The organism is Xenorhabdus indica (genome assembly GCF_014467235.1).
GTDB lineage: Bacteria > Pseudomonadota > Gammaproteobacteria > Enterobacterales > Enterobacteriaceae > Xenorhabdus > Xenorhabdus indica.
Map to the genome: position 1 here is coordinate 24161 of NZ_NKHP01000020.1, position 15363 is coordinate 39523.

Sequence of the window (15363 nt, forward strand, 5' to 3'; positions counted from 1 at the left end):
CGGCTTAATTTATTTTCAGGAGCAAGCATGTCCCAATTAACTCATATCAATACTGCGGGTGAAGCTCATATGGTGGATATTTCTGCCAAAGCAGAAACTGTGCGTGTGGCCAGAGCGGAAGCTTTTGTTGAAATGCAGGCCGAAACGCTGGCTATGATTATGGCCGGCGATCATCACAAAGGGGATGTTTTTGCAACGGCCCGCATTGCGGGCATTCAGGCAGCGAAGCGGACTTGGGAATTAATTCCCTTATGTCACCCTTTGTTACTCAGCAAAGTTGAGGTTCAATTAGAGGCACAAACAGAACATAACCGCGTCAGAATTGAATCCTGTTGTCGTCTGGCAGGCAAAACCGGGGTGGAAATGGAGGCTCTGACAGCCGCTTCCGTAGCAGCACTGACAATTTACGACATGTGCAAGGCAGTACAAAAAGATATGGTTATCGGGTCTGTACGTTTGCTGGAAAAAAGTGGTGGAAAATCGGGAAATTTTAAGGTGGAAAAATGATAAAAGTTCTGTTTTTCGCTCAAATCCGTGAGTTGGTGGGAACCGATTATCTTGAAGTGTCCAGTGAATATCCAACGGTGGCCCATCTTCGTCAGGCACTACTTGAAAAAGGCGAGCGCTGGAAATTGGCATTGGAAGAAAGCAAATTGCTGGTAGCTGTGAATCAATCTTTTGTTCATGCTGAACATCCTCTGCGTGATGGTGATGAAGTGGCATTTTTTCCACCTGTTACAGGAGGATAAGCGTGAAAAATACACGGATTTGTGTCCAGAAAGAGGTATTTAATGTTGGAGCAGAATACCAATGGCTGGCACAGTGTGATGAAGATGGTGCGGTCGTGACCTTTACAGGCAAGGTGCGTAACCACAATCTTGGCGATAATGTCCGGGCGTTAATATTAGAACATTATCCGGGCATGACGGAAAACATGTTGCAGAAGATTGCTGAGGAAGCTCGCCAGCGTTGGCCATTACAACGTATCAACATTATTCATCGTATTGGAAAGTTATATCCGGGGGATGAAATTGTATTTGTCGGCGTAACCAGTGTCCATCGCAGCATGGCTTTTGCTGCGGCTGAATTTTTGATGGATTATTTGAAGACTCAGGCTCCTTTCTGGAAAAAAGAACTCCTTTTTGATGGAGAGCGTTGGGTGGAAGCAAAGGAAAGCGATCGGGAAGCAGCCAGTCGTTGGTTAACTCAATGATATAAAGTCAGAAAAAATACATTAGTGGAGTAGTTTGCGAACTATCTCTAAAACTGGGTAAAGAAATAATATGTCACTAAAATTGTCATTAATTGGCAGATGGTTTTGTTCATGTTTTATGCTAATGTATAGCATTTGAAATAGATTGTTTATTTTTAACAGTCTTAACCCTTAAACATTGTCATAAAAGGTACTCGTCATGGACCGATATCAACGTTCTAGTGGTTCGATTGTCCAGCAAGCTGGTTCAGGTATACAAACTTATATGGCGCAAGTCTATGGCTGGATGACTTGTGGTCTGTTGTTAACCGCATTTGTTGCATGGTATGTGGCAAATACGCCAGAAATTTTATCTGCCATCTTCAGTAACTCTATCGTATTTTATGGCTTGATCATTGCACAACTTGCATTGGTGTTTGTGCTGTCTGGTCTGGTGCATAAAATGAGTGGTGCTCTGGCAACAGGGCTGTTTATGCTCTATTCCATGCTAACCGGGCTGACGTTATCCAGTATTTTTGTCGTTTACACCAGTAGCTCTATTGCCAGCACTTTTGTTATTTCGGCAGCGATGTTTGGTGCACTGAGTGTCTATGGTTATACCACGAAGCGTAGCTTGAGCGGTTTAGGCAGTTTCCTGTTTATGGGGCTAATCGGTATTGTATTGGCTTCTCTGGTCAATATCTGGCTAAAAAGTCCGGCTCTGATGTGGGCCATTACCTATATTGGGGTTCTGATCTTTGCTGGTTTGACTGCTTACGATACTCAGAAACTGAAAGAAATGGGTGCTGAACTGGATGTCAATGATAAAGAGAACCTGCGTAGATACTCCATTACTGGTGCACTAACGCTGTATCTGGACTTTATCAACCTGTTCCTGATGTTGCTGCGTATTCTGGGTGATCGTCGTTAATTACTGCGATTTCTGTCCTAAAATATTAAAGACCCTGTTTGGCAGGGTCTTTTGCTACTGGCTTTCAATATAAGGATTTTTCTTCAGTTTGGACTACAACGAATACCGAGAATTTGAAACAATTAATTATCTGTCAAAGAGATTAATATAAGAAATTGGTGAGCGAATTTTGTTTTGTTATAGACAAGGTAATTAATGATTATTCATGATCTCTAAGATGAATTTTAATTTTCTCGTGGTCGTTATCATTCCTTGGTACGACATCAAACATGCCATTATTACCGAATTGGTCATAGATACTTATATACATGTTGTACCAAGTATCTTGTGTTTTACCAATGGAATCGAATCCCATGAAAATGACGGTAAAACAAAGAGCATTAGCTTTTTGTCTAATTTCTATATCTATAGGATGTGGAATATCTAAATTAAACCACTTAGTATTGCCCACGGAGACGGTCGTATGTTCGCCTAATGACCAGAGAAAATGTGCATAATAACGAAAATACCCGACATTTATATGATAGAGTTGATGAACAGAATCGAGTGCACCGCCGACATTTTTTAATTTTATAATATTCCGTTCCCCACATTGATCTTTTGGCTTAAGAGATACATATGTATTGAATTGATTCCAGAAGAAGTAGTCTTCCCGTTCATTATGAGTTGCGATAAGTTCTTCATTTATTTCTAGATCGGACATGTGATAATATATTTCATTATTCGGTGTTAATTGGATAAATGCTCCCTCTTTTTCCTGATGAGCAGTAGAGTATTTACCTTTTGGGGCATTAACTGATACAGCTATCTGTTTAGCTTGATTCTCCACTTTAGGTGAACAATATATATATAAAATTACATTATTTTCTGATTTATCATGTTGGTATTGTTTAATACAAGATGAATTTTCTGATATTGCTGTAAATTCGTTGGGTTCATTGGTATATGACCAAGTAAAGTTGTCATCTTCTTGTGCATTATAAATAAGTTTCTCTTCTGTATTATAGTCAACTAGATAAATATGTTCTGAAATTAATTTGCTCGAAATGGATATAGTATTACCTGAAATATCAGTTGGTTGTACTTGGATGATGACCGCAACCATATTTCTTGAGTTAGCAAATATATTAGCATTATTACCTTCTTTTATATAACAAAGTTTTATTTTAAGATCATTTAATCCATGCCAATCAGAAGATTGATTAATATTTTTAATATTATCCATAAAACTATCCTCTTAGATCATGGTGTTATTATTTGTAATAATAAATTAGTTTAAAATCCTTGTATAACAAATGGAAATACAAATAAATCTCCTTTAATCATATGTTAATTATGTTCTTATGCCGTTGGTAACTTAGCTGAGGAAACAGTTACGTTGCAGCAGAAAGGGAATGAATCCCTGGAAACATAGATAGAATCTACAGTGGCTAGGGTGAACGATCACTGCCAACAAAAAGGCAACTTGAAAAGTAAAGACTCTACTAAAAGAAAAATAAGAAGATATTCACCTCTCTTCTTTTAGTGTAGAAGAAAAAATCCGCGTATCAACTCATAGGATGGAAAAATGGTTATTAGGCGACTTCTCTGCCGTTAGGCAATCTTACTCCGAAATAACCGATAAGCGATTCCATTTGTAGTGACAATAATCAGCAATAATGGCCATAAACTATGCCAGATAACTGAAAAATCAGCACTTTTTAAATAAATTTGCTTGGTTATATCAGTAAAATGCCGGATTGGGTTTATCCACGTTATGTTTTGCAACCAGACTGGCATATTTTCGACGGGAGATATATAACCAGAGAGCAAAATAGCTGGCATTATAAACACAAACACACCGATAAAAGCCTGTTGTTGAGTTGAACAGATGGCGGAGATAAGGAGGCCAAACCCAACCAGCGACAATCCATAAACCAGAATACAACCATAAAATAATAACAATGAACCGGAGAAAGGGATCTGGTAACCCAATGTTCCAATCAATAAAACGATACTTGCCTGAATCGTTGCTACGACTAACGCTGGAATGGCTTTGCCAATAAAAATCTGCCAGGTAGTCAGCGGGGAAACCAGTAATTGATCCAATGTTCCCTGTTCTCTTTCACGGGCAACGGAAAGGGCAGTAACGATAAGAACACCAATGGTCGTTATCATGGCAACCAAAGATGGAACGACAAACCATTTATAATCCAGATTGGCGTTATACCAGTTACGAATGATCAATTCACTGTTATTGAGTCCCGGTGCATTACCCAGTAATTCTTTCTGGTAATCCATTACAATGTGTTGAAGGTAATTAGCGGCAATTTGTGCACTGTTTGAATTACGTCCATCCAGCAGGACTTGAATTGAAGTAGGGGTTTGGCTGGCGAGATGGGCACTGAAATTTTGTGGGAAACGGACCAGTAACAGGGCATCACGATTATCCAATGTTGGACGAATTTCTTGTGAACTGTTCAACATAATAACATCAGGAAAGGCTTTCGATTTAGCCAGCCGTTGGGTTAATTCAATGGAAGCCCGTCCTTTGTCTTCATCATAAATTGCAATGGTAGCGTTTTTTACTTCCAGCGTAGCAGCCCACGGAAACAGGCTCATCTGGAAGATCACGGGTAAGATCAGCGTGGCTCGTGTCTTAGGATCTCTCAGGAGAGACTGCAATTCTTTCATGACGAGTGTATATAGACGATGAAACATGTTCTTTCCTTTTAATCCAGATGCCGGCGGGTTTTCCATGCAGTCAGGCTAATAAACACGATGGCACTGGCAATCAGAAACAATAAGTTTGTGATTAAAACAGTACCGACATTACCTACTAAAAATAGCGTCTGTAGGCTACTGACAAAATAACGGGCAGGAACGATATAAGTGAATACCTGAATCAAAGCTGGCATGCTGTTAATTTCAAACACAAAGCCGGATAGCATAATTGCTGGCAAAAAGGCGGTATTCAGGGAAATCATTGCGGCATTAAACTGATTGCGTGTGACCGTTGAAATTAATAATCCCATTCCCAAAGCTGTAGCAAGATACAGGCTGGAAATCAAAGCGAGTACCCAGAGGGAACCATGATAAGGAATGCCCATAATAAACACAGCGAATACCATGCAAAGCACCATAACGAAAGAGCCCAGAACCTGATAAGGCAATAACTTAGAAAGCAACAGTTCGGTTCGGGTAACTTGGGTGGACAGAAGGGCCTCCATGGTGCCGCGTTCCCATTCACGTGCGACAACCAGAGAAGTAAGGATTGCGCCAACGACTGTCATGATAATTGAAATAGCACCGGGGATTAGGAAATGTTGGCTGATAGCGGCAGGATTAAACCAATAACGAACTTGCATATCAATCAATGGAGTCGTTGAAACTCCACGATCCTGACTTTGTTGCTGTAACCAGATTTGCCAGATACCTTTAGCGTAGCTTTGCACAAAATTGGCGATATTGGGTTCACTACCATCTGTGATTACCTGAATCGGAGCATGATCGCCGACACGAGCAAGCCGGGCATCGAAATTAACCGGAATAACAATAATGCCGCGGATTTCACTCGCTTGTATTTTATTGATTAAAAGTTGGCGATCATTGCTGATTGTGGCATCGATATAAGGCGATCCTATAAATGCGTGCACCAACTCGCGGGCATCTTCGCTTTGTTGCTCCATCAAAATTCCGAGGCGAAGTTTGCTGGAATCAAGGTTGATTCCATAACCAAAAATAAACAGTAATATGAGTGGAATAACCACAGCAATTAAGGTACTACTGGGATCGCGGATAATCTGTTTGCTCTCTTTAATACAAAGTGCTTTTAATCGCCGCCATGAAAAACTGACTGCTTTTTGAGTAGAGGGAATAGAAGCAGGATGATTCTGTTCAATGTCACTCATTGCGGCTCCTTATCATAATTCACCACGAGATCGATAAAAACATCTTCCATTGAAGGATTAGGGCGGTCAGTGGCCGATACTTGCTGTTTCAGCTCATCAGGCGTACCTGCTGCAATTAACTTTCCGCGAAAAACCAGCCCGATACGGTCACAATACTCTGCTTCATCCATGAAATGTGTCGTTACCATCACAGTCACACCTTTATCCACCATGCCGTTGATATGCAGCCAGAATTCACGACGAGTCAGTGGATCAACGCCCGAAGTTGGTTCATCTAAAAACAGAATATCCGGTTCATGCATCAGGGCGCAGGCGAGGGCAAGACGCTGTTTAAAGCCGAGTGGCAGGCTGTCGGTAGTTTGGTGCAGAATGGGTCTCAGACTAAAAGCACTGATCATATCTGTCATTTTTTTCTGCTGATGGCGGCCACTCAAACCATAAACACCGGAAAAGAATTTCAGGTTTTGCTCTACAGTTAAGTCGCCATAGAGTGAAAATTTTTGTGCCATATAACCGAGACGCTGGCGAGCTTTATCTGAACTGGTTTTTAAATCCATGTTCAGTACCAGCGCATTGCCGTGAGTAGGGAGCATTAATCCGCACATCATTTTGAATGTCGTCGATTTCCCGGCTCCGTTTGGTCCCAGTAAACCGAAAATCTCCCCGCGTTTCACCTGAAAGTTCACCTGATCTGTCGCCGCAAAATCCCCGAATTTTTTCGTCAGGTTACGGGCTTCTATCACGATTTCTGTCGGATTCGGTGGGATTTGAGGCATGATTTCTGCCAGCTCTGAGCGGTGGGAAGGGCCACCACCTAAGAGGTCGATAAAGGCGTCTTCAAAACGTGGCTCGGCATCCAGCATTTCTACATCGGGTAAACCTAGTTGCTGAAGTAACTCATCTTTATCTGCATCCGCTTTTAAAATTAAACGGAGATATCTACCCTGGATCACACCATCAGTCACTTGTGGCAAGGTGAGTGCATGTTGCAGTGTTTTTCGGCGTGAGTCAGGTTCGATATCAAGCAGAAAAGAGCGTCCGACAATACCTTGGGTTAATTTCTGTGGTTGGCCGCGATAGAGTAATTCCCCCTGATTCAGTAATAAAACATCAGGGCATAACTCAGCCTCATCCAAATAAGAGGTGCTCCATAAAATCAACATTCCATCGGAAGCGAGTTCATGCACCATCTGCCATAATTCCCGCCGGGCAATGGGATCTACGCCGACACCGGGTTCATCAAGCAATAACACTTTTGGGCTGCCGACCAATGTGCAGGCAAGCCCTAGTTTTTGTTTCATTCCGCCAGAGAGTTTACCTGCCAGCCTGTCAGTAAAACGTGTTAAATCAGTAAAGGTCAGTAACTTTTGGAAGGTGGTTTTTCGTTCTTCTCCGAGTACACCGCGGAGATCAGCATACAAATTGAGATTTTCTAATACGGTTAAATCTTCATACAGACCGAACTTTTGCGGCATATAGCCAAGCTCAGAACGTACTTCAATACTGTCTTTAATGGGATCCAGCCCCATGATTTCAATATTGCCACTATCAGGTTTTAATAACCCTGCCAACATTCTTATCAGTGTGGTTTTTCCTGCTCCATCCGGGCCGACAAGACCCGTTACAGAACCCCCGAAGATTTCTGCATTCAGATGGGATACAGCGGGTTTTTCTAACCCTGGAAAAGTTTTCTCCACGCCGTTCAGTTTTATCGTATATTCTGAACTGGTCATATTTTAGCCTTACTTGTGTGGCTCAGTAAAACGTAATGTGACAGGCATCCCTTGTTTCAACCCCTCATCGGGATCGCTGACAATAATGCGCAATCGGTAGACCAGATCGGTTCTTAAATCCGGGGTTTCAACATTTTTGGGGGTAAATTCAGCGGTCGGAGAAACAAAGCCAATTTTACCGTGATAGGGTTGGTTTTTCCGCCCATCGGTATAAATCAGGATATCGCGTCCTGCCACCGCCTGATCGAGGTTAGGTTCATTGATATATGCTCTGATCCAGACCGGATTAGTCAGTGATAGTGTAAATACTGTATTTCCGGCGGCCAGAATTGTCCCTGGTTCAATGGCTCTGGTAAGAATAATTCCGGCGGATGGTGAAATAAGGCGGGTATCTTGTAAATTGAGTTCAGCTTGTGCGACGGTTGCTTCGGCCTGTGCGAGTTGTGCTTTAGCGGCGGCGATTTCTTCTTTGCGATATCCTGTTTCAAACTGACGTAATTTATCTTTTGCGGCTTGATAAGCGGCCAATGCCTGACGTTGCCCTGTTCTGGCGTTTTCCAGATCATTGGCTGAGATCATTTTACGTTGCCATAATTCCTGTTGACGTTTCAGAAAACTATCGGCAAAGCGGAATGCTGACTCTTTCTGAGCAACTTCGGCGCGTACCTGAGCAATTTCTTCAGAGCGATAACCTGCTTCTGTTTTGGTAAGATTTGCCCTGATTGCATCGCGATTTGCTTTGGCTTGATTCAATGCATTATTAAAAGGGGAGTTATCGAGTTGACCAAGGAGTTGTCCTGCGGTGATGGTGTCTCCTTCATCCACCAGCAGATTTTCTAATTTACCACTGACCCGAAAGCCAAGGTTGACAGTTCTGACATCAACATTGCCATATAGGGTTAACTCTTTGTCATTCTTCTCCTGATAATAATAAAGACTAATAACACCGATAATCATGATGATCGCCAATAGGACAAGAGCAAACTTTTTAGTGTTCATACTACTATCCCTTATGCGTTATTAAATTTTCAACTTACGCTGTTTGTTGGTTATTTTTTTCGCAACCCATTAAGCAAAACATTAATGTGTTGAGTCAAAACCTGGTTAATTAATTCGTACTCTTTGGTGCCAATATTATCCCAACCGGTTTGGCGTAATAGAGCTTCTCGTGCCAGCCGGAAAGAGAGGATCTCGCCTAATAAGGCATGAGTATGGATTTGTGTTGAAATTTTTCCTTCATCAGCACCGATATAATAGGCGATCAACTTATTCAAGCGAGAGTAAATTGGGGCAAGCCCTTGTTCATGGATGACGCTATAAGCTTCTGTCGGTGTCAATTGCTCATGTGACATAATGCGACTGAGATTCAGACTGCTTTTATCGAAAATAAGACGGTTATAGCTAATCAAGCCTTGATGAATAAATGCCAGTATCTGGTCTTGTGAGTAAGGTTGAGAAGTAGTGATAAAAAATTGGTCAATAGTTTTAATCAGCAGAGAAAATTCAGCTTTTAGTCTTTCTGCAATATGGTGTGCAACAGCCAGGTATAACCCTTCTTTGGAGCCAAAATAATAAGCGATAGCAGCGATATTCTGTTTTGCGTGTTGGGCAATATTACGAGTGGTTGCACCTTCCAGACCTGATTTACCAAAAATTTCTAATGCAGATTCAAGAAGTTGTTGTTTAGCTTGTTCACCTCGTGAAGTCTGAGCCGTTTTCGCTGCCATGTTAAGAAATATCCTGTGATAAAAATTGCTGAAATGGTTATAAATATATCAATCGTATGATTAACTTTAAAGCTATAGCCACTGGATTTCAAGATACAGTCAACAAAGCTAAATTTGCACGACAAACGACAAAGAGTATAAAACAGGCTGATGTAAATTTACTTGTGTACTCATGCTGATTGAAAAAACTTATCTGTTATAATGCACCCTTATGGAGCATTGCAGTTTGTGTAATTTCTTTTGCGATTTAATCGCGTCTGTTTTTTCTTCCCATAAAACTGCCCCTGAATTGATATCAGGAATGGTGAAGTCTGGAGTATTTCTTATTTATGAATTTTGAGTCACTCGGCTTGTCGGCTGATATTTTGCGTGCCATTGAAGAACAAGGCTATGCAGAACCTACCCCTATTCAGCGACAGGCAATTCCTGTTGTGCTATCTGGTAAAGATCTCCTGGCTAGTGCCCAGACAGGAACGGGGAAAACGGCGGGCTTTACTTTACCTGTCTTGCAGTTATTGAGCGAATCTCCCATTCAATCCAAAGGGCGTCGGCCGGTCAGGGCATTAATCCTGACACCAACCCGTGAATTAGCCGCACAAGTTGGTGAAAATGTGCGTAATTACAGCAAATATCTCCGATTGCGTTCATTTGTAGTATTTGGTGGTGTTAGCATCAATCCACAAATGATGAAATTACGTGGTGGAGTCGATATTTTGGTCGCCACACCGGGCCGTTTGCTGGATCTGGAACATCAAAATGCCGTGGACTTATCCCATGTGGAAATTCTGATTTTGGATGAAGCCGACCGCATGCTGGATATGGGATTTATCCATGATATCCGTCGGGTACTGAACAAACTACCCGCTAAACGTCAGAACTTACTGTTTTCAGCTACATTCTCTGATGAAATCAAAAATCTTGCTAATAAATTGCTGCGTGATCCGGTTAGTGTGGAAGTCGCTCGTCGTAACTCGGCTTCTGAACAGATCGATCAGTCTGTCCATTTTGTGGACAAGAAACGTAAGGGAGAATTGCTTTCTTATATGATTGGCAGCCAAAACTGGCAGCAGGTATTGGTATTTACCCGAACTAAACATGGTGCGAACCGTCTGGCAGAACAACTTAATAAGGATGGTGTTGCTGCGGCGGCTATTCATGGCAACAAGAGTCAAGGAGCCAGAACTCGTGCATTGGCCGATTTTAAAGCAGGCCGGATACGTGCATTGGTCGCGACGGATATTGCTGCTCGTGGATTGGATATCGACCAATTGCCTCATGTCGTTAACTATGAATTACCTAATGTTGCAGAAGATTACGTACACCGTATTGGCCGCACTGGTCGCGCAGAAGCAACAGGGCAGGCAATATCACTAGTGTGTGTTGATGAGCATAAGCTATTAAAAGATATTGAACGCTTGCTGAAACGGGAAATTCCACGTATCGCGATTCCTGGTTATGAACCCGATCCCTCCATTAAAGCGGAGCCTATCCAGAATGGACGCAACGGGCGCAGTAATCAATCCCGTGGTCAGGATCAGCGAAGCAGTAACAAACAGGATAGTCAGCAACATCATAGTCGTAACCCACGTGATAGTCGTAACCCACGTGGCAAAGGTGCATCATCACAGCAGCGCCGTCATCGTAGGCCAGCCAAAGTGGCAGCAGGAGAGTAATTCCATGCGTGTTTTGCTGGCTCCGATGGAAGGGGTTTTGGATTCATTGGTTAGGGCGTTATTGAGTGAGGTCAATGAGTATGACCTTTGCATTACCGAATTTTTGCGTGTAGTGGACCGCTTGTTGCCAGTGAAATCTTTTTACCGTTTATGTCCTGAATTGCATCATCAGAGCAGGACTCCATCGGGTACGCCGGTCAGGATACAACTTTTGGGGCAATATCCTGAATGGTTGGCTGAAAATGCGGTCAGAGCGGTGGAATTGGGATCGTGGGGAGTTGATTTAAATTGTGGTTGTCCTTCCAAAACAGTTAATGGTAGTGGAGGAGGGGCCACGTTACTGAAAGATCCTGAACTTATCTATCGTGGTGCTAAAGCCATGCGAGAAGCTGTACCGGCAGAATTGCCGGTTACAGTCAAAGTACGTCTGGGGTGGGATTCCGATGCCCGTCAGTTTGAAATTGCGGATGCTGTTCAGCAAGCGGGTGCAACGGAATTGGTTGTGCATGGGCGTACTAAGGAAGATGGCTATAAAGCAGAATGCATAAATTGGCAGGCGATTGGCGATATCCGCCGACGCCTTACTATTCCGGTGGTCGCTAATGGTGAAATATGGAATTGGCAGAGTTCACAGGAGTGTATCAACGTTACCGGGTGTGATTCGGTAATGATTGGACGTGGTGCGTTGCATGTGCCGAATCTAAGCCGTGTTATTAAATATAATGAACCGAAAATGGCATGGCATGGGGTGCTCCAGCTCCTGCAAAAGTATATCTGGCTGGAAAAGCAAGGAGATTCAGGCATATATCATGTCACACGTATCAAGCAATGGCTTGGTTATCTACGCAAAGAATATGATGAAGCTGATGAACTATTTATGCAAATCAGAGCATTGAAAACTTCATCTGCTATATCTGAAGTTATTTCTTTAGCCGTAGAGAGTGGCTTGTATGTATAATTAAAATTAAAGTGGCAGTGTAATTTTTATTATATACCTTTCTTCACACTACATATCGAACGTGAAAATATGACCCTATTTAACTGAATTTCAAGGCTAAATAGTAAAGTATTGAGTTATTCAGAATCACTGAAAATGCACGATAAAGTCATTGGTACTTTTATCGAAACCGCATATTATGTTGGCGGTCGATCAGCAGGTTGAATACATGACCTTACTCTGTAATTCACTGAAGGAAATGACAATGAAATTAGAAACACTGTCCATCCATGCCGGTTACTCACCTGACCCTACAACCAAAGCCGTTGCAGTCCCAATCTATCAAACAACGTCCTACTCTTTTGATGATTCCCAGCATGGTGCTGATTTATTTGATTTAAAAGTTGAAGGTAACATTTATACCCGCATCATGAACCCAACTAATGATGTATTGGAAAAACGTATCGCTGCTTTAGAAGGAGGAATTGGGGCGCTTGCAGTTGCTTCTGGCATGGCGGCAATTACCTACGCTATCCAGACGATTACTGGTTTGGGAGATAACATTGTCTCCGTAGCAAAATTGTATGGCGGAACTTATAACTTAATGGCGCACAATTTCCCGAATATTGGGATTGAAGTTCGTTTCGTTGATCATAATGATTTTACTACCCTTGAAGCGATAATTGACGAAAAAACCAAAGCCGTCTTTTGCGAAACCATCACTAATCCAAGCGGGAATATTGTTGATATCCAGGCATTAGCTGATATTGCCCATCGGCACGGCATTCCGCTTATTGTCGATAATACTGTTGCAACACCTTATTTATGCCGCCCGTTTGAACATGGCGCGGATATTATCATTCACTCTTTGACCAAGTATATCGGCGGTCATGGAACTTCTATTGGTGGAATAATTGTTGATTCAGGCAAATTTTCTTGGGCAGAACATCAAGATCGTTTTGCGGTTTTAAATACACCGGATCCTTCCTATCACGGAATAAACTACATCGAACATTTTAGTTCCGCGGCGTTTATCGCTCGCTGCCGTGTCGGGCAACTGCGTAGCACTGGTGCGGCACTTTCCCCTTTTAATGCCTTCTTGATCCTACAAGGTCTTGAAACATTGGCTCTTCGTATGGAGCGCCATACTGAAAATGCCCTGAAAGTTGCTCAGTATCTGGAACAACATTCTCAGGTTTCCTGGGTTAATTACGCAGGATTGCCGGCACACCCTGAATATGATTTGGCTGTTCGATATATGGATGGTAAATCGTCTGCTATTATCTCTTTCGGCATCAGAGGAGGAGAAAAAGCAGCGATACGCTTTATCGATACCCTGCAATTGATTATACGTTTGGTTAATATTGGTGATGCAAAATCATTGGCTTGTCATCCAGCATCCACAACTCACCGTCAACTGAATGATGAAGAGTTGGTAAAAGCTGGAGTGTCACGTGATCTGATCCGTCTATCTATCGGAATCGAACATATTGATGACATTATTGCCGATCTTGCACAAGCACTGGATGCAGCAAAATAATTTTCAATATTATTTGAATAAAAGCCTAAATTGGATAGGCTTTTATACTGTTATGAGAATATGTGGGTTCTGAAGATAAATAAGATTATTTATATTAATTAATCCATTTTTTGATTTTTTTATCTTATTCTGATTTTTATAAATATTATTTATGGTAATTTTCAGTCGATCTACAAGTCTTATTATTTATAAAAATTAGGTTTGACTAATTTATTGTAATGCTTAATCTGGAAAAATTAATATTGATATTAAATTAATTAGTGCCGATTTTTAATATCAGCGAATTCTATAAATATTACTAATCACTTACAAATATCTTATCTTTTACTATTTGCAATTCTTTTATTTAGTGTCTTAAATTAGGACGTGGAATTAAGAAACTTTCAGTAAGATCACCCCATAGCTATTTTTAGTTCTTAACTAATATAAATCTTATTTAACTATAAATTCAGGAGGTTGGATATGGGTATCTTGTCATGGATTATCTTTGGTTTAATTGCCGGAATTATAGCGAAGTGGATTATGCCGGGAGATAATAGCAGTGGTATCATTATGACGGTGATTTTAGGGATCATTGGTGCGGTTGTTGGTGGTTATATCAGTACTTTTTTGGGTATGGGAAAAGTAGATGGTTTTAACCTGGGGAGTTTCGCTATTGCAGTTATTGGCGCATTAATCGTTCTGTTTATATACCATAAAGTTTCTAACTAATCGATTAGCAAAAGTAATAGGTTTAATTTGGTTGATATCATATGATCGATAGAAAAAAGTATTAGAAAAAGGGCATGATACTTTAATGCCCTTTTAAATTTCGGTGTGTTTAAAATTTATCAGACAGATCACTATTTTTCTAATGGAAGCATATCATCTGCTCCCCATTCCGCCCAGGAACCATCATATAGTCCTGCTGTTTTATGACCGATTATATCAAGTCCTAATACTAAAACGGCTGCTGTCATACCAGAGCCACAACTGGTAATAATTGGTCGGTTTAAATCGACGCTTTGATGTTTAAAGATGTGTTCGATTTCATCTGGTGATTTATAGCGTCCATTCTCAATTAATGCTGTCCACGGGACATTTTTGGCGCCAGGAATATGACCCATTCTTAAACCGGGACGCGGCTCTGGTACTTTGGCCTGAAAACGATCTTCCGCTCTGGCATCAATAAACTGTGTCGGCGCATTGCCTTGCAGGGCATCAAGGATCTGTTGTTGGGAAAAAACATATTCAGGCGTAAATTGAATATTGAATTTCTGGGGCTGGCGGTTGACTGCTCCTGATTCTGTTGGATAACCCGCCTGTTGCCAGCCTTGTAAGCCACCTTCCAGAATACGGATATGCTGAGCACCAAAAATCTTAAACGTCCACCACGCACGAGGGGCAGAAAACATATTCCCCTGATCGTAAATCACTACCAAATGACTTTCACTTATTCCCATTGCGCTGGCAGCCAGCCGGAAAGTTTCTGGCTCCGGTAGCATATGTGGTAATTCGGTTTGGAGATTAGCTATTTTATCAAGATCAAAAAACTGGCTGCCTGGGATATGGTTCTCCACCCACTTCTGATGATAGTCGATAGTTTGGGTTGGCATAGGAGCACTGGCATCAATAATGACGACATTCTCATCATTGAGATGTTCGCTTAGCCACTGTGGAGTCACAAAATATTCATTGTTCATAAGCTTCCTCATCTGATGTGCATGTCGGATATTGCATACATTATGCTGTTCAGTGCAA

The 15363-nt window shown here is 41.6% G+C and carries 15 protein-coding genes and 1 pseudogene; 9 read left to right on the forward strand and 7 right to left on the reverse strand.

Translation table 11 applies throughout. The features are described from left to right. The first annotated feature begins 27 nt into the window (after window positions 1-27). From moaC to Xind_RS14650, 4 genes are all read left to right on the forward strand, one after another. Window positions 28-507: a cyclic pyranopterin monophosphate synthase MoaC gene (moaC, locus tag Xind_RS14635; protein WP_047682982.1), complete on the forward strand. Its 480-nt coding sequence runs from the start codon at window positions 28-30 to the stop codon at window positions 505-507. Further along, window positions 504-749 (forward strand): molybdopterin synthase sulfur carrier subunit, encoded by a 246-nt coding sequence (gene moaD / locus Xind_RS14640; protein WP_047682978.1) that lies wholly within the window; start codon window positions 504-506, stop codon window positions 747-749. Before moaC ends, moaD begins: the two co-directional genes overlap by 4 nt. 2 nt (window positions 750-751) lie before the next feature. After that, window positions 752-1213 (forward strand): molybdopterin synthase catalytic subunit MoaE, encoded by a 462-nt coding sequence (gene moaE / locus Xind_RS14645; protein ID WP_047682976.1) that lies wholly within the window; start codon window positions 752-754, stop codon window positions 1211-1213. Window positions 1214-1412: 199 nt separating this feature from the next. Then, window positions 1413-2123 carry a Bax inhibitor-1/YccA family protein gene (locus tag Xind_RS14650; protein ID WP_047682973.1) on the forward strand — a complete coding sequence of 237 codons (711 nt, stop codon included), beginning with the start codon at window positions 1413-1415 and terminating at the stop codon, window positions 2121-2123. Between the two features lie 199 nt (window positions 2124-2322). Here the strand turns inward: Xind_RS14650 and Xind_RS14655 are convergent, their stop codons facing one another. The 6 genes from Xind_RS14655 to Xind_RS14680 all read right to left on the reverse strand — a co-directional run bounded on the left by Xind_RS14655 (window position 2323) and on the right by Xind_RS14680 (window position 9473). Beyond that, window positions 2323-3348: a hypothetical protein gene (locus Xind_RS14655; protein ID WP_047682972.1), complete on the reverse strand. Its 1026-nt coding sequence runs from the start codon at window positions 3346-3348 to the stop codon at window positions 2323-2325. A 368-nt stretch (window positions 3349-3716) separates the two neighbouring features. Next, window positions 3717-4823 (reverse strand): ABC transporter permease, encoded by a 1107-nt coding sequence (locus Xind_RS14660; RefSeq protein WP_047682970.1) that lies wholly within the window; start codon window positions 4821-4823, stop codon window positions 3717-3719. A gap of 11 nt (window positions 4824-4834) precedes the next feature. Further along, window positions 4835-6013: an ABC transporter permease gene (locus Xind_RS14665; protein ID WP_052189600.1), complete on the reverse strand. Its 1179-nt coding sequence runs from the start codon at window positions 6011-6013 to the stop codon at window positions 4835-4837. Further along, complete coding sequence (locus Xind_RS14670; protein ID WP_187650345.1) at window positions 6010-7746, reverse strand: ATP-binding cassette domain-containing protein; 1737 nt, start codon at window positions 7744-7746, stop codon at window positions 6010-6012. The genes Xind_RS14665 and Xind_RS14670 overlap by 4 nt, the downstream gene beginning before the upstream one ends. 9 nt (window positions 7747-7755) lie before the next feature. Further along, the gene (gene hlyD, locus Xind_RS14675) at window positions 7756-8745 is read right to left on the reverse strand and encodes a secretion protein HlyD (RefSeq protein ID WP_187650346.1); all 990 of its coding nucleotides are present in this window, start codon (window positions 8743-8745) and stop codon (window positions 7756-7758) included. Window positions 8746-8795: 50 nt separating this feature from the next. Next, window positions 8796-9473, reverse strand: a complete 678-nt coding sequence (locus Xind_RS14680; protein ID WP_187650347.1) for a transcriptional regulator — start codon at window positions 9471-9473, stop codon at window positions 8796-8798. Window positions 9474-9802: 329 nt separating this feature from the next. On the opposite strand from Xind_RS14680, the gene rhlE reads away from it, so the two are divergent. The 5 genes and pseudogenes from rhlE (at window position 9803) to Xind_RS14705 (ending at window position 14334) form a co-directional block, all read left to right on the forward strand. Further along, window positions 9803-11146: an ATP-dependent RNA helicase RhlE gene (rhlE, locus tag Xind_RS14685; protein WP_047682962.1), complete on the forward strand. Its 1344-nt coding sequence runs from the start codon at window positions 9803-9805 to the stop codon at window positions 11144-11146. 4 nt (window positions 11147-11150) lie between these two features. After that, complete coding sequence (gene dusC / locus Xind_RS14690) at window positions 11151-12104, forward strand: tRNA dihydrouridine(16) synthase DusC (protein WP_187650348.1); 954 nt, start codon at window positions 11151-11153, stop codon at window positions 12102-12104. 42 nt (window positions 12105-12146) lie between these two features. Continuing rightward, window positions 12147-12308 (forward strand): annotated as a pseudogene (locus Xind_RS21750) (IS1 family transposase); the annotation flags it as partial. A 40-nt stretch (window positions 12309-12348) separates the two neighbouring features. After that, the gene (locus Xind_RS14700; protein ID WP_187650350.1) at window positions 12349-13623 is read left to right on the forward strand and encodes a bifunctional O-acetylhomoserine aminocarboxypropyltransferase/cysteine synthase; all 1275 of its coding nucleotides are present in this window, start codon (window positions 12349-12351) and stop codon (window positions 13621-13623) included. 462 nt (window positions 13624-14085) lie between these two features. Continuing rightward, entirely contained in the window at window positions 14086-14334 is a 249-nt protein-coding gene (locus Xind_RS14705) for a GlsB/YeaQ/YmgE family stress response membrane protein (protein WP_047682958.1), read from the forward strand. A 131-nt stretch (window positions 14335-14465) separates the two neighbouring features. Here the strand turns inward: Xind_RS14705 and sseA are convergent, their stop codons facing one another. Then, window positions 14466-15305: a 3-mercaptopyruvate sulfurtransferase gene (sseA, locus tag Xind_RS14710; RefSeq protein WP_047682956.1), complete on the reverse strand. Its 840-nt coding sequence runs from the start codon at window positions 15303-15305 to the stop codon at window positions 14466-14468. Window positions 15306-15363: the final 58 nt, after the last annotated feature.

Excerpts from the sequence above, each read along its gene's own strand:
- moaD (WP_047682978.1), top strand. The coding sequence starts at position 504 with ATGATAAAAGTTCTGTTTTTCGCTCAAATCCGTGAGTTGGTGGGAACC.
- Xind_RS14670 (WP_187650345.1), bottom strand. The coding sequence starts at position 7,746 with ATGACCAGTTCAGAATATACGATAAAACTGAACGGCGTGGAGAAAACT.
- moaC (WP_047682982.1), top strand. The coding sequence starts at position 28 with ATGTCCCAATTAACTCATATCAATACTGCGGGTGAAGCTCATATGGTG.
- Xind_RS14665 (WP_052189600.1), bottom strand. The coding sequence starts at position 6,013 with ATGAGTGACATTGAACAGAATCATCCTGCTTCTATTCCCTCTACTCAA.
- Xind_RS14650 (WP_047682973.1), top strand. The coding sequence starts at position 1,413 with ATGGACCGATATCAACGTTCTAGTGGTTCGATTGTCCAGCAAGCTGGT.
- Xind_RS14705 (WP_047682958.1), top strand. The coding sequence starts at position 14,086 with ATGGGTATCTTGTCATGGATTATCTTTGGTTTAATTGCCGGAATTATA.
- sseA (WP_047682956.1), bottom strand. The coding sequence starts at position 15,305 with ATGAACAATGAATATTTTGTGACTCCACAGTGGCTAAGCGAACATCTC.
- dusC (WP_187650348.1), top strand. The coding sequence starts at position 11,151 with ATGCGTGTTTTGCTGGCTCCGATGGAAGGGGTTTTGGATTCATTGGTT.
- Xind_RS14660 (WP_047682970.1), bottom strand. The coding sequence starts at position 4,823 with ATGTTTCATCGTCTATATACACTCGTCATGAAAGAATTGCAGTCTCTC.
- hlyD (WP_187650346.1), bottom strand. The coding sequence starts at position 8,745 with ATGAACACTAAAAAGTTTGCTCTTGTCCTATTGGCGATCATCATGATT.
- Xind_RS14655 (WP_047682972.1), bottom strand. The coding sequence starts at position 3,348 with ATGGATAATATTAAAAATATTAATCAATCTTCTGATTGGCATGGATTA.
- Xind_RS14700 (WP_187650350.1), top strand. The coding sequence starts at position 12,349 with ATGAAATTAGAAACACTGTCCATCCATGCCGGTTACTCACCTGACCCT.
- rhlE (WP_047682962.1), top strand. The coding sequence starts at position 9,803 with ATGAATTTTGAGTCACTCGGCTTGTCGGCTGATATTTTGCGTGCCATT.
- Xind_RS14680 (WP_187650347.1), bottom strand. The coding sequence starts at position 9,473 with ATGGCAGCGAAAACGGCTCAGACTTCACGAGGTGAACAAGCTAAACAA.